A 12,819-nucleotide genomic window follows, 5' to 3' on the forward strand; every position below is an offset into this window, starting at 1 on the left:
GGTGTGTTGGAATGGGGCTCGCGGTGGCTCCGCGATCGTTGCGTGCGATCGCGGCAAGAAATTCATTTGAACTCGATGGCTATTCCGGCAAGGCGGTGTCGGCCGTTGCCGGCCTGATTGCGGTGGCGTCGATGTCGAGCGGCGCGCAGGCGCAGCAGTCGAGCCTGCCGCCGGTGAATGTCGATGCACCGGTCGAGCGTTCGCGTCCGGCGGCCTCGAAGCCGACGCCGGAGCAGGTCCGCGCGCGCAACGCGCTTCGCCGCGCCGCGCAGCGCCGGCAGGCGCAGCAGCAGGCTGCCGCCGCCGCACCGGCGCCAGCCGGCGCCGTCGATCGCAATCCCTATGCCGATCCTGCTGCGCCCTACAAGGTCGACCACGTCCAGGCCTCCGGCAAGTTTCCCGAGCCGATGCTGAACACGCCGAAGACGATCACGGTGCTCAGCAAGGAGGTGCTGGAGGACAAGAACGCCACGACGCTGAAGGAGATCGGGCGCTCGACCGCTGGTGTGACGCTGGGGTCGGGCGAGGGCGGCAACGCCTTCGGCGACCGCTTCTTCATCCGCGGCTTCGATGCGCGCAACGACGTCTTCATCGACGGCATCCGCGATCCCGCCGTATCGATCCGGGAGAACTTCTTCACCGAGCAGATCGAGATTTTGCGCGGACCGGCATCGTCATATGCGGGCCGCGGCACCGCCGGCGGCGCCATCAACATCGTCACCAAGCAGGCCGGCGACGTCAACTTCAAGCGGATGGATACCGAGTTCGGGACCGACAGGACCAAGCGCGTCACGCTTGACGTCAACCAGGTCGTCGATCCCTCGTTCTCGGTGCGCACCGGCGGCCTGTTCCAGGACGCCAATGTCGCCGGCCGCAACTACGTGACTGACGATCGCTGGGGCACCTTCCTGTCGACCAAGTATACCCCGACCAACGACATTAAGATCACGACGAACTACGTCCACACCGATCTCAGCGGCCTGCCCGATTTCGGCGTGCCCTATTACAAGCAGGGCAACGTGCCGGTGACGTCGGCCGGCATTCCGCGCGGGACCTGGTACGGCTTCCTCAACCGCGACTTCCAGACCGCGCGGCAGGATTTCGGCACTGCGACCGCGGAGTACAAGGTCAACGACGCCATCACACTGAGCAGCAAGGTGCGCGGCGAGCATTCGCTGCTCAACTATATCGGCACGCTGCCGCAGAACCCGGTGACGACCAACATCAATCCGCTGCTCTGGACCACGACGGCGAGTGCGCAGAGCCGCTACCAGACCGTGGATGTGTGGGCCAACCAGAACGAGGCCACGTTCAAGCTCGACACCGGCGGGGTCAAGCACACGGCGGTGTTGGGCGTCGAATACACCAACGAGAACATCTCGATCGACCGTTATTCGGGCCTCGCATCGGAGCTGGCCGGCGCCGGCTTCACGAGCAACGGGGCTCTCCCGGGGATCAATCTCTACTCACCCCAGTCCACTTATGTCGGTGGCTTCGGTACGCCGTCGCTGACGGGCAATCCGACACGCTATGGCGTCAACACCAGCAGCGTCTACGTCATGGACACTGCGAACTGGCAGGACACCATCATCGTCAATGGGGGCATCCGCTATGACGGCTACAGCATGAGCTCGTCCACCAACGCGGCCTATCTGAAAATGAACTCCGATCTGGTCAACTACAACGTCGGCCTGGTCTACAAGCCGACGTCGATCGGCAGCATCTATGCGGCCTATGCGACCTCGGCCAATCCGTTCGGGTCGGAGCTTGACGCGACCGCCACCGATTACGGCGGCGTTCCCGCCAACACGACCGTTCTGCTGGGACCCGAGCGCAACAAGGCGGCCGAGGTTGGCACCAAGTGGGAGCTCGCCGATCGTCACCTGCTGGTCAGCGCGGCGCTGTTCCAGACCACGAAGGACAACGCGCGCGAGACCAACGCCGCGGGTTTGCTGACCTCGAATGCGGCCTACCGCATCCAGGGCATCGATATCGAGGCCGAGGGCAAGATCACCGATCGCTGGAGCATCTTCGGTGGCCTGGTGCTGATGCAGTCCAAGGTGACGCAGAGCAACATCGCCTCCAATCTCGGCCTGCAACTCGCCAACGTCGCGCACCAGTCGTTCAGCATGCTGACCAAGTACAAGTTCGACGGCGATTGGGAAGTCGGCGGACAGGCCGTGTACCGCTCCAAGGTCTATGGCGGCACGTTCGCGGCCAACACCGGCAACGAGCTACCGAGCTACTGGCGCTTCGACGCGTTCGTCGAGAAGAAGATCGACAAAAACTGGACCATGAAGTTCTACGCGCAGAACCTCACCAACAAGCTCTACTACGACACGCTCTATCGCAGCGCCGTGCCGTTCGTCGCGGTCGCGCCGGGGCGGGCGTTCTATCTGATCACGACGGCCAAGTTCTGATGAAGTTCTGATGAAGTTCTGATTGCGCCGATCCAAATCCGGGGTGCCTGCTACGGCAGCTATCCCTCCGCTTCAGTCACCCATTGCGATGCGCGAGAGCCGGCATTGCAGGGTCATACACCGGCTCCAGTTTAGAACACTTACAAACTCGAATTTAGAACAGTTCAAGCTCGAGTTTAGAATCGTTTTGATCTGGATCGATTCAAGGTTGCTGCTGCCGTGACTTCGTTGACCCTCTTTGCCCCGCTCGTTACCACCAGTGTGTCGCATTGTCGCAATGCGACACACTGCAGAAATGGAATGGGGTACAGGATGGGTATGGCGAGAACTCCGCGGTCGTTGCGTTCGACCGCGGCGCGGGGATCATTTGGCAGCAATTTCGATGTTGCGGCCGGCAAGACCGCTTCCACCGTTGCGAGTCTGATTGCGGTCGCGTCCGTCTCGACCGGCGCGCAGGCTCAGCAGTCAACTCTGCCGCCCGTGAACGTCGACGCGCCGAAAGAGCGGCTGCGCTCCACCGCCGCGAAGCCGACGCCCGAGCAGGTCCGCGCCCGCAACGCGCTGCGCCGTGCCGCACAGCGTCAGCAGGCTGCAACGGGCCCGGTTCTCGATGCGGCCGGTCCGGCGCCCGATCGCAATCCCTATGCGGACCCGGCTGCGCCCTACAAGGTCGATCATGTCCAGGCAGGCGGCAAGTTTCCGGAGAAGTTGGTCGACACGCCAAAGTCGATCACTGTTCTGAGCAAGGAAGTGCTCGAGGACAAGAACGCCACGACGCTAAAGCAGGCCATTCTCAGCACCGCCGGTGTGACCCTGGGCACGGGCGAGGGCGGCAACGCCTTCGGCGACCGCTTCTTCATCCGCGGCTTCGATGCCCGCAACGACGTCTTCATCGATGGCGTGCGCGATTCCGGTGTCAGCGTTCGTGAAAATTTCTTCACCGAGCAGGTCGAGATTTTGCGCGGGCCGGGATCGACTTTCGCGGGCCGTGGCACGGCCGGTGGCGCGATCAACATCGTCACCAAGCAGGCGACCACCGAGAAGAGCTTCTACAACATGGACACCACGTTTGGCACCGACAAGACCAAGCGTGTCGTGCTCGACGTCAACCAGGTGATCGATTCGACCTGGTCGGTGCGTGCGGGCGGCATGTTTCAGGACGCGGGCGTCGCCGGACGCGATTACGTCAAGGACAATCGCGACGGCGCATTTGTGGCCACGACCTGGAAGCCGATTGATGCGGTCAAGATCCAGGCCAACTACATCCACACCGAGCTGACCGGACTGCCGGATTTCGGTGTGCCCTACTACCGGCCGAGCACGGCCAGCACCGCGGGCGGACCGTTCCCCGACTTCGGCGCCAATCGCAACAACTGGTACGGCTTCGCCAACCGTGACTTCTTCCGGACGGGGCAGGACATTGGCTCGCTCAATGCCGAAGTTCAGATCACGCCTGATTTGCTGATCACCAACAAGTTCCGGGATTCCTATTCAACCCAGAATTACATCGGTACGCTTCCGGAGGGTCCGGTTCTTGCCACGCCGCTTTCGGCCTCGACACTCAGCGCCAATCCGCAGAGCCGCTTCCAGACTGTCAACGTGATCGCCAATCAGACCGAGGCGACCTACAAGTTCAACGACGATGCCGGCTTCAAGCACACCGCGCTCGCCGGTTTCGAATACGACAATGAAAGGTTGTCGATCGACAAATATCTCGGTCTTAGCTCCGAAGCCCTGGGCGGCTTCAGCGGAACCGGATCGTTATCCGGCGTTAGCGTCTTCAATCCGCAGTTCACGAATCTTCCGTTCGGAATTCCCGGAGGTCTGTCGGGTTTGCCCACCAAGGTCACAATCGACACCAAGAGTGTCTATGTGATGGACAGTGCGAACTACAACGATCTGCTCATCCTGAATGGCGGCTTCCGCTATGATGACTACAACATCAAGGTGAGCGGGTATGGCACCGTTGGCGGTGTCGCCAATACCTTCGGTCAGCAGCAGCAAGAGTACGGATTGCCGAACTTCAATCTCGGTCTGACGCTGAAGCCGCTGCCGAACGGCAGTGTTTATGTTGCCTATGCCACATCATCGAACCCAGTCGGTGCTGAATTCGACGGGACGAGCGTTCAGTATGGTGGCCTTGCTCCGTCACTCAACGGGAATCCGAACCAGATCTTCGGTCCCGAAAAGAACAAGGCGATCGAGTTGGGGACCAAATGGGAGCTGTTCAACAGGCATCTGTTGCTGACCGCTGCGTTGTTCCAGACCGAGAAGGACAACGCGCGTGAATCCCGCAATGTGGCAGGGGCCGGAGGAAGCATCGTATCCCTCATCACTGCAGGTGCAGCCTATCGCATCCGCGGTATCGACCTCGGCGTCGGCGGTAAGATCACCGACAAATGGAGCGTCTTCGGCGGTCTGGTGCTGATGCAATCGGAAGTCACGAAGTCGCTAATTCCGCCTGCGAACCCAATTCTCTACGCGACGAACGTCGGCCTGCCGCTCTCGAACGTGGCGCATCAGTCATTCAGCATGCTCAGCAAGTACCAGCTGAACGACACGTGGGAACTTGGTGGCCAGGCGGTGTACCGCTCGAAGATTTACGGCGGCACATTCCTCGCGGCCAACCAGGGCACGTCGATCCCGAGCTACTGGCGGTTCGACGCGTTCGCGGAAGCCAAGATCGACAAGAACTGGCAGCTCAAGCTGTTCGTCAACAACATCTTCGACAAACGCTACTATGACGCACTGTACCAGAGCGCCGCGCCCTTCGTGCTGGAAGCACCGGGCCGCGCCGCCTACCTGGTGATCTCTGCGCGCTACTGATGGAGAGATGACGAGGTGCCATGCTGACATGCATAGACGGTGTCCTGAGCAAGGATGACGTGGCGGATTTCCGCCGCATCATGGACGCCAACGAATGGGAGGACGGCCGTTCCACCGCGGGCGCGCAGTCGGCCATGGTCAAGCGCAACGAGCAGTTGCCGCCGGATAGCGAGGTCGCGCGCAAGCTCGGCCATCGTATCATCTCGGCGCTGACGGCGAACCCGCGATTTCTGGCCGCGGCGATCCCGCTTCAGATCTTTCCGCCGCTGTTCAACCGCTATGCGGCGGACAGCGGCCACCATTTCGGACTGCATGTCGACAACGCGATCCGCGGCGACCGGCTGACCGGCCTTCGCATCCGCACGGATCTCTCGGTCACGCTGTTCCTCAGCGAGCCCGAGGATTACGACGGTGGCGAACTTGTGATCGAGGACACCTACGGCTCGCACGAAGTCAAGTTGCCAGCCGGGGACTGCGTGCTCTATCCCTCGACCAGCCTGCATCTGGTCACCCCGGTGACCAGAGGGGCGCGGGTTGCGTCTTTCTTCTGGGTTCAGAGCATGATACGGGAAGATCAAGCCCGCAGCATGATCTTTGACCTCGACACCGCCATTCAGGCACTGGTGGCTCGGCTCGGGCGTGACGATCCCGAAACGGTCAAATTGACGGGTATCTATCACAACCTCATTCGCATCTGGGCCGAAGTATGAAGATCACATCTTTCCAAGCAAGCCTCGCTGCAGCCGTGCTGCTGGCGGCCACCTGGCTCGCTGCTCCTGTTTCTGCCCAGACACAAACCCAGCCGGCGGCGCCGGCACGGCCGGTTGCGGCACCGGCACCTGTGGCGGCTCAGCCGGCTCCGGCTGCTCCTACCGTCGCGGCGCAGCCCAGTGCGATTGCGGCGCCCGCGCCGTCGACTACCGCCCCCGCGCTGGTTAGGCCTGCAGCCGCCGCGCCCAGCGCGACCGAGGCTGCCGTGGCCCCGGCATCCGACACGGGTGGCACTGCGAAGGCCGGCATCGTGCCGGCGATGAAGGAACTGTCGCCCTGGGTTATGTTCATGTCGGCGGACATCATCGTGAAGGCGGTGATGATCGGGCTTGCCTTCGCCTCGCTCGTGACCTGGACGGTGTTCATCGCGAAGTCGATCGAGCTGTCGGTCGCGTCCGCCAAGCTCCGTTCGGCGTTGAAGAAGGTCGCGGAGGTGCGCTCGCTTGCGGAAGCCCAGATGGCGCTCGGCAGCAAGGAGGGCATCCTGCCGTCGTTCCTGACGGCCGCGCTGCGTGAGGCGCGGATGTCGGCCGGCCTGTCCAGCGATACCGGCATCAAGGAGCGCGCGGCCTCGAGCTTCGCCGAGATCGTGCGCGCGGAGCAGCGGCGCATCCGCATCGGAATGGGCTTCCTCGCCACCATCGGTTCGACATCGCCCTTCGTCGGCCTGTTCGGCACCGTGTGGGGCATCATGAACAGCTTCATCGGCATCTCGAAGTCGCAGACCACCAACCTCGCGGTGGTCGCGCCGGGCATCGCCGAGGCGCTGCTCGCCACCGCCATCGGCCTTGTCGCGGCGATTCCCGCCGTCATCATCTACAATCACTTCTCGCGCGTGACGAAGAGCTATCTCGAGCTCGTCAGCCGCGCCTCGGGTGCTGCGGCCCGGCTGTTGTCGCGCGATCTCGACCGCAGCCATGGCAGCGCGCATTCGCGCGCGGCGGAGTAGGCCATGGCAGTCTCGCTCACCGACAACGATGACGACGACGATTTCGCGGAAACGCATGAGATCAACGTCACGCCGTTCATCGACGTCATCCTGGTGCTGCTGATCATCTTCATGGTCGCTGCACCTCTGTCGACGGTCGATCTGCCGATCGACCTGCCGACCTCGAGCGCGACGCCACAGAAGAAGCCGGACAAGCCGACCTATGTCAGCATCAAGCCCGATCTGACGCTCGCGATCGGAGAAAATACGGTCAAGCGGACCGATTTGGTCAGCTCGCTCGACGGGATCGCCGACATGAGCAAGGACAAATACGTGTTCCTCCGCGCCGACAAGGCCGTGCCTTACGGCGAGTTGATGGGCGTCATGGAAATCCTGCGGTCCGGCGGCTATTCTCGGATCAAGCTGGTGGCGCTCGAAGCACCTCCTGCGGCGGCTGGGCCGGCGCAGGGGGCGGTCCAACCCTGATGGCAGCGCGATGTCCGACCCTGTGATCGAGGCGAAACCATCGCGGCGGCTCTGGATTCTGGCCGCGATTGCCGCGATCGGCCTGCATCTCGGCGGGGCCGCGCTGGCCCTCGCCAACCTTCGTGCCGACGACGGTGACGACGGCCTCGGCGCCAACGGCGCCGAATATGCCGTCGAGATGACCTCGCCGAAGCTCCCGGAGACGGATCTGCCGCCTGGCCCGGACAGCGAAGCCTCGCAGTTCCAGCCGCAACAGATGCAGCAGCAGGCCGAGGTGAAAGAGACTGATCTGCCGAAGGAAATACCTCAGGAAGCCGAAGACCCGGACCGCCTCGTCACCGAAAACGAATCCAAGAAGCCGGTCGAGGACACCACCAAGGTGGCCAAGGTCGAAACCCAGGCGGTCGAGGAGATGCCGAACGCGCAGGAATCGGCGAGGCAGGCCCTGAACGAAGACGCGCGCGAGGATGAGAAGGCGGCCGCCCCACACCAGGGCATCGGCAAGGATATTCGCAAGCTGACGGCCGAGTGGGGCAAGCGGATCAGCGCCTATTTCGAGCTTCACAAGCGCTATCCCAAGGACAAGAGCAAGACGACGACGGTCAAGCTCAGCCTGGTCCTGAACCGCCGCGGCAATGTCGTTTCCGTCGACGTGGCCGAGTCCTCAGGCGATCCGGCCTTCGACAGCGAGGCCATCTCGATGGTGCGCCGCTCGGATCCCGTGCCGGTCCCACCGGCCGACCTCACGGACGATCAATTCGCCTTCAGCCTGCCGGTGAATTTCAAGAAGCCGCCGAAATAAACGGCCAGAGCATGATCCGGAAAAGTGCGAAGCGGTTTTCCGAAAAGATCATGCTCAAACGATAGGCTAAAGCGCGATGACGTCATCGCGCTTTAGCCGTCAGCGCCAGTAGAGCTTGATCGAGACGTAGACTACGACCAGGCAGGCGAAGATCAGCGCCACCGGGAGGGGGCGCTTTTCGGTCCCACCAAACATCGTCGCCCCGAACCTGGCGGCCTTCTTCGGCTTGGGGGCCGGGCGCCGGAAGGCGGTAACATTGTCCGCCACCGGCTCAGCCGGCCGGCTGCGGACATCGGGCGGGTTCCCGGCGCCGCCCATCTCCAGATAATAGGATTTGTAGACCTCGGCGATGGTGGCCTCTGCCGCTTCGCCCTCGCTCATCCGCTGCAAGAGCTTCTTGTAGCCGTCGAGGAAGCCCTGTGCGTCCTCGGGCAGAGCCGACAACCCATTCAGCTTGGCCATCATCTTCCAGGTGGCGAAATCGGCGCGGGCACGGGTGTCGGCGCGTCGCGCGATCAGCATATCGGCAGCTTTGACCAAGTTGGCCTCTAGCCCTTCGGCTTTGTCTTCAAGTGCAGGATACTCAAGTGCAGAGTCTTGAAGTGCAGGATCTTTAACGCTTCAACTACGCATTGCCGGTCAGCAAGAGAACAGCTTGAATCACATAACCGGTCAACGTTCGCAGTATTGCTGAAATAACATCAAGATTTAGACCGAACTGGGAACCCGCCAGCGGCAACAGGATCAAGAGCGCAATCAGGATCATCATGCCGAACGGCTCGAGCCGCGACAGGGGCAGGGCGAGCGGCCGCGGCAACAGCCCGACCGCGACCCGTCCGCCGTCGAGCGGCGGGATCGGCATCATGTTGAAGACCGCGAGCACGGCGTTGATCAGCAGCGCATTCTTGAGGTTGTCGAAAATCCATTGCGCCGAACCGGCCGGAGCCCAGGGCAGCGCATGGAGAGCGAGGCCTGCTGCGAGCGCCAGCAGGATGTTGGTGACGGGGCCGGCCAGGGCGACCCAGACCATGTCGAGCCTGGGATTCTTGAGATTGCGATAATTCACCGGGACCGGCTTGGCGTAGCCGAACAGGAACGGCGAATGCGCAAACAGCAGCATCGCCGGCAGGATCAATGTGCCGAACGGGTCGATGTGGCGGAGCGGGTTGAAGCTGACGCGGCCGAGCTGGAAGGCCGTGTTGTCGCCAAGACGATGCGCGACGAAACCGTGCGCGGCTTCATGGAAGGTGATGGCGAGCACCAGCGGCAGCACCCACACCGAGAGGTCATAGTAGGAAATGTTCACGTCGCATCTCGCCCGGTTTTGCCTGTCGCCTTGCAGGCGACCTGGCCAAACCGGCGGTGCAGCAACGCTTCACCTCAACATAGGGTGGCCGGTTCCGAAATGCCACGCTGCAAATGATCGGTCGGGCCCGGCAGCCTTGGCGCCGAGGCTTGTCTTGGCGCGGAGCCTGCCGCCGGAGGGGCTACGTCGGGATCGTCCCCATATATTGGATTATACTTTCCTCGAGCGCGACCCAGCCGATCTTCTCGCTGACCCAGATATGCTCGGTCGGTGTGAAGGCGTTGCGGTCGTCAAACGTCGCGAGCGCCACGCCCGCCAGCGTACCGTTGCGGCGCCAGGAGAATAGCCGCGTGCCGCATGTCTTGCAGAATACGCGGTCGATATTCTCCGACGACGCATAGCGGCCGGTGTCGCCCTCGACGGTCAGCGCTTTCTGGTCGAACTGGGCGCGGGCGAAGTAGGGCGAGCCCATCGCCTTTTGACAGATGCGGCAATGGCAGATGCGCACGTTCAGCGGCTCGCCTTCCGCCTTGAACCGCACCGCGCCGCACAGGCATCCACCTTCCCGGATCATGGTTCAGGCCACCCGCCATTCGCTGACCTGGCGGGCCATGTTCCAATTGAGCTCATCGAGTTCGACATCCATCCTGGTCTTCGGCCGGCTCACATTGGTGAAGGCGGCCCAGCAGAAGCCGCCATGGGTTCTGACCGCAATGGTGCTGGTACCGGGCAGGCTGCCATTGTGCCACCAGTTTCCTGACTTGTTAATGCAAAAGCCCTTTGCGTAGTCCGCACTGTAGCTCGGCGCCGTGGTCATGACCTCGATGCTGCGCGGCCGCAGGATGTTCGCAGGCCGGGCATAGCCGTCGACGTGCATCAGGAATTGCACGAGGTCCGTCGGCGTCGCGATCCAGCCGCCATGGGAATCCATCCGCCGGACATTCATCTCGTAGGGACTTTCGACCTTGCAGTAATAGGCGACCTCGCCGGGCTGGCGCTGATCGCGGGTGTTGCCGGCGATCGTCATGTCGGTGACGCCGCAGCGCCCGAGCACCTCGGTGCGGACGTGTTCGGCGTAGTGCTGGCCGGTGAGCTTCTCGATGACGCGGCCCAGCACGCAATAGCCAAAATTGGAGTAGGCGTAGTGCTGCCCCGGCGGACGGTCCAGCGGCCGGTTCGCCAGCGTCCACGTGATCAGCTGCGCATGGTCCATGTGCGGATGCGTGAACATGGGATCGCGGTTGTCGTTGGTCCAGCCGCCGCCGGTATGCGTCAGGAGATGCTCGAGCGTGATCTGGTCAATGCCGGGCGAGTAGGGCGGCGCGCCGTAGTCGGTGCCGAGCAGCGCGCCGGGGCCGAACACGCGGTCGGTGAGCTTGACGCGATTCTCCTCGATCAGCCTGAACAGCGTGACCGAGGTGATCATCTTGCTGACGCTTGCGATGCGAAACAGATGCTGCGGTGTCGCTGCTTCATTCTGCTCGCGATCGGCAACGCCGAAGGCGGCCTGATGGACGATCGCACCGGCATAGCCGATCGCGAAGGAGAGCCCCGGCACCTCGAACTTGTCCATGAAGATCTGCGCCAGCCGGCCCATCGCCGTGCGTTCGGCCGGCGAGGGCGGGCGGATGCTCGGCGGGTTGGGTGCGAGCTGCGCGAGTGTCGTCGATGACAGCAGCGGCAACGCGCCTGCGCTCGCTGCGAGCTTCACAAAATCCCGACGTCCTAGGTCCATGGTCCGCCCCCTCGGACGGCCAGTGCTTCAGTAGGTCGCCCGTCCCCCGGAAATATCAAAGACCGCGCCGGTGGAGAAGGCACAATCTTCGGATGCAAGCCACGCCGCCATCGCGGCGAGCTCTTCCACCAGGACGAAGCGCGCTTTGGGGATCTTCGCCAGCATGAAGTCGATATGCTGCTGCGTCATCTGGTCGAAGATCGCCGTCTTCGCCGCAGCCGGCGTCACCGCGTTCACGAGAATGTCATGGGCGGCGAGCTCCTTGCCGAGCGACTTCGTCAGCGCGATCAGTCCGGCCTTGGACGCCGAATAGTGCGAGGCGTTCGGATTGCCTTCCTTACCGGCGATCGAGGCGATGTTCACGATCCGCCCGTATTTCTGCTTGAGCATCACAGGCACGATGGCCTTGCAGACGATGAAGGGGCCGTCGAGGTTGATGCGCAGCACCTTGCGCCATTCCTCGAGATCGGTCTCCCAGACCGGCTTGTTGACGCCGGCGATGCCGGCATTGTTGACGAGGATGTCGATCTTGCCGAAGGCGGCAAGCGTCGCGTCGCGCGCCTGATCGACGCCGGCGGTGTCGGTGACGTCGACCTTGAAGACACGGACGTTGTCGCCGATCTCCTTCGCCGTCTTCTCCGCCAGCGCGGCGTCGAAATCCCAGATCGCGACCCTGGCGCCGGAAGCTACGAAGCGCTCGGCGATCGCGCGGCCAAAACCCTGCGCGCCGCCGGTGACGACAGCGACGCGGCCGTTGAGATCAATCTTGTTCATGAGATGTGATCCCCGGAGTGATCAGAGCATGTAGCCACCGTCGACGACGAGGTCGACGCCGGTGGTGAAGGCGCTTTCGTCACTGCCGAGATAGACCGCCATGGACGCGATCTCGTCGGCGGTGCCGAGCCGGCCCATCTTCTGGCGGGAGATGAACATATCCTTGCCCTGCGGCCCTTGGGCTGCGGCGCGATCAAGCATCGACGGCGTTTCGACAGTGCCGGGGCAGATCGCGTTGCAGCGGATGCCCTTGGTGATGAAGTCGAGCGCGACAGCGCGGGTCAGCAGCGACACCGCTGCTTTCGACGAGCTGTAGACGTAGCGGTTCGCCGGCGGTCGCAATGCCGCGCAGGACGAGATGTTGACGATGCTGCCGCCACCGCCCGCGAGCATCCCGGGCAGGAATGCCTTGATGGTCCGGTGCATCGACTTGACGTTGAGGTCGAACGAGAAATCGAAATCCTCCTCCGAGCACTCCAGAATGGTGCCGTGATGCACGAAGCCGGCGGCATTGAGCAGGATATCGATCTTGCCGATACGCTTGGCGAAGGCGTTGACATCGGCGGTGTTGCGGACGTCGAGCTTTGCGGTCTCGGCGATGCCTTCCTTGGTCAGGCCCGCGATGCCGGCTTCGTTGATGTCGGTGGCGATGACGGTTGCGCCTTCACGCGCGAATGCGAGGGCGCATGCGCGCCCGATGCCCGCGGCTGCAGCCGTGATGACGGCGCGCTTACCTTTGAGGCGGTCTGCCATTTTGTTCTCCCTTGTGTT

Annotated in this window: 12 protein-coding genes; 6 read left to right on the forward strand and 6 right to left on the reverse strand. The window is 62.9% G+C overall.

Going from position 1 to position 12,819, the window contains the following annotated elements; translation table 11 throughout:
* The first annotated feature begins 11 nt into the window (after positions 1-11).
* From ABID58_RS19545 to ABID58_RS19570, 6 genes are all read left to right on the forward strand, one after another.
* Positions 12-2,420, forward strand: coding sequence for a TonB-dependent receptor (locus ABID58_RS19545; RefSeq protein ID WP_354033980.1), 2,409 nt, complete (start codon positions 12-14; stop codon positions 2,418-2,420).
* A gap of 312 nt (positions 2,421-2,732) precedes the next feature.
* Positions 2,733-5,246, forward strand: coding sequence for a TonB-dependent receptor (locus ABID58_RS19550; protein WP_354033981.1), 2,514 nt, complete (start codon positions 2,733-2,735; stop codon positions 5,244-5,246).
* A 20-nt stretch (positions 5,247-5,266) separates the two neighbouring features.
* Entirely contained in the window at positions 5,267-5,956 is a 690-nt protein-coding gene (locus ABID58_RS19555; RefSeq protein ID WP_148749414.1) for a Fe2+-dependent dioxygenase, read from the forward strand.
* A complete protein-coding gene (exbB, locus tag ABID58_RS19560; RefSeq protein WP_354033982.1) occupies positions 5,953-6,966 on the forward strand; it encodes a tonB-system energizer ExbB in 1,014 nt (337 codons plus the stop codon). Before ABID58_RS19555 ends, exbB begins: the two co-directional genes overlap by 4 nt.
* A 3-nt stretch (positions 6,967-6,969) precedes the next feature.
* A complete protein-coding gene (gene exbD, locus ABID58_RS19565) occupies positions 6,970-7,431 on the forward strand; it encodes a TonB system transport protein ExbD (RefSeq protein WP_354033984.1) in 462 nt (153 codons plus the stop codon).
* A 10-nt stretch (positions 7,432-7,441) separates the two neighbouring features.
* On the forward strand, positions 7,442-8,233 hold the full coding sequence (locus ABID58_RS19570) for a TonB family protein (protein ID WP_354033985.1): 792 nt from the start codon (positions 7,442-7,444) through the stop codon (positions 8,231-8,233).
* Positions 8,234-8,332: 99 nt separating this feature from the next.
* On the opposite strand, the gene ABID58_RS19575 is transcribed toward ABID58_RS19570, so the two are convergent.
* From ABID58_RS19575 to ABID58_RS19600, 6 genes are all read right to left on the reverse strand, one after another.
* On the reverse strand, positions 8,333-8,755 hold the full coding sequence (locus tag ABID58_RS19575; protein WP_354034092.1) for a hypothetical protein: 423 nt from the start codon (positions 8,753-8,755) through the stop codon (positions 8,333-8,335).
* 103 nt (positions 8,756-8,858) lie between these two features.
* Positions 8,859-9,539 carry a site-2 protease family protein gene (locus ABID58_RS19580; RefSeq protein WP_148749418.1) on the reverse strand — a complete coding sequence of 227 codons (681 nt, stop codon included), beginning with the start codon at positions 9,537-9,539 and terminating at the stop codon, positions 8,859-8,861.
* Between the two features lie 181 nt (positions 9,540-9,720).
* The gene (locus ABID58_RS19585) at positions 9,721-10,113 is read right to left on the reverse strand and encodes a GFA family protein (RefSeq protein ID WP_354033987.1); all 393 of its coding nucleotides are present in this window, start codon (positions 10,111-10,113) and stop codon (positions 9,721-9,723) included.
* A gap of 3 nt (positions 10,114-10,116) precedes the next feature.
* On the reverse strand, positions 10,117-11,274 hold the full coding sequence (locus ABID58_RS19590; protein ID WP_354033989.1) for a serine hydrolase domain-containing protein: 1,158 nt from the start codon (positions 11,272-11,274) through the stop codon (positions 10,117-10,119).
* A gap of 27 nt (positions 11,275-11,301) precedes the next feature.
* Positions 11,302-12,048: an SDR family NAD(P)-dependent oxidoreductase gene (locus ABID58_RS19595; protein WP_354033990.1), complete on the reverse strand. Its 747-nt coding sequence runs from the start codon at positions 12,046-12,048 to the stop codon at positions 11,302-11,304.
* Positions 12,049-12,069: 21 nt separating this feature from the next.
* Complete coding sequence (locus tag ABID58_RS19600; RefSeq protein WP_354033992.1) at positions 12,070-12,801, reverse strand: SDR family oxidoreductase; 732 nt, start codon at positions 12,799-12,801, stop codon at positions 12,070-12,072.
* Between the last annotated feature and the right edge of the window lie 18 nt (positions 12,802-12,819).

Origin of the sequence: Bradyrhizobium sp. S3.2.6 (assembly GCF_040546885.1) — a bacterium.
GTDB classification, from domain to species: Bacteria; Pseudomonadota; Alphaproteobacteria; order Rhizobiales; family Xanthobacteraceae; genus Bradyrhizobium; species Bradyrhizobium cytisi.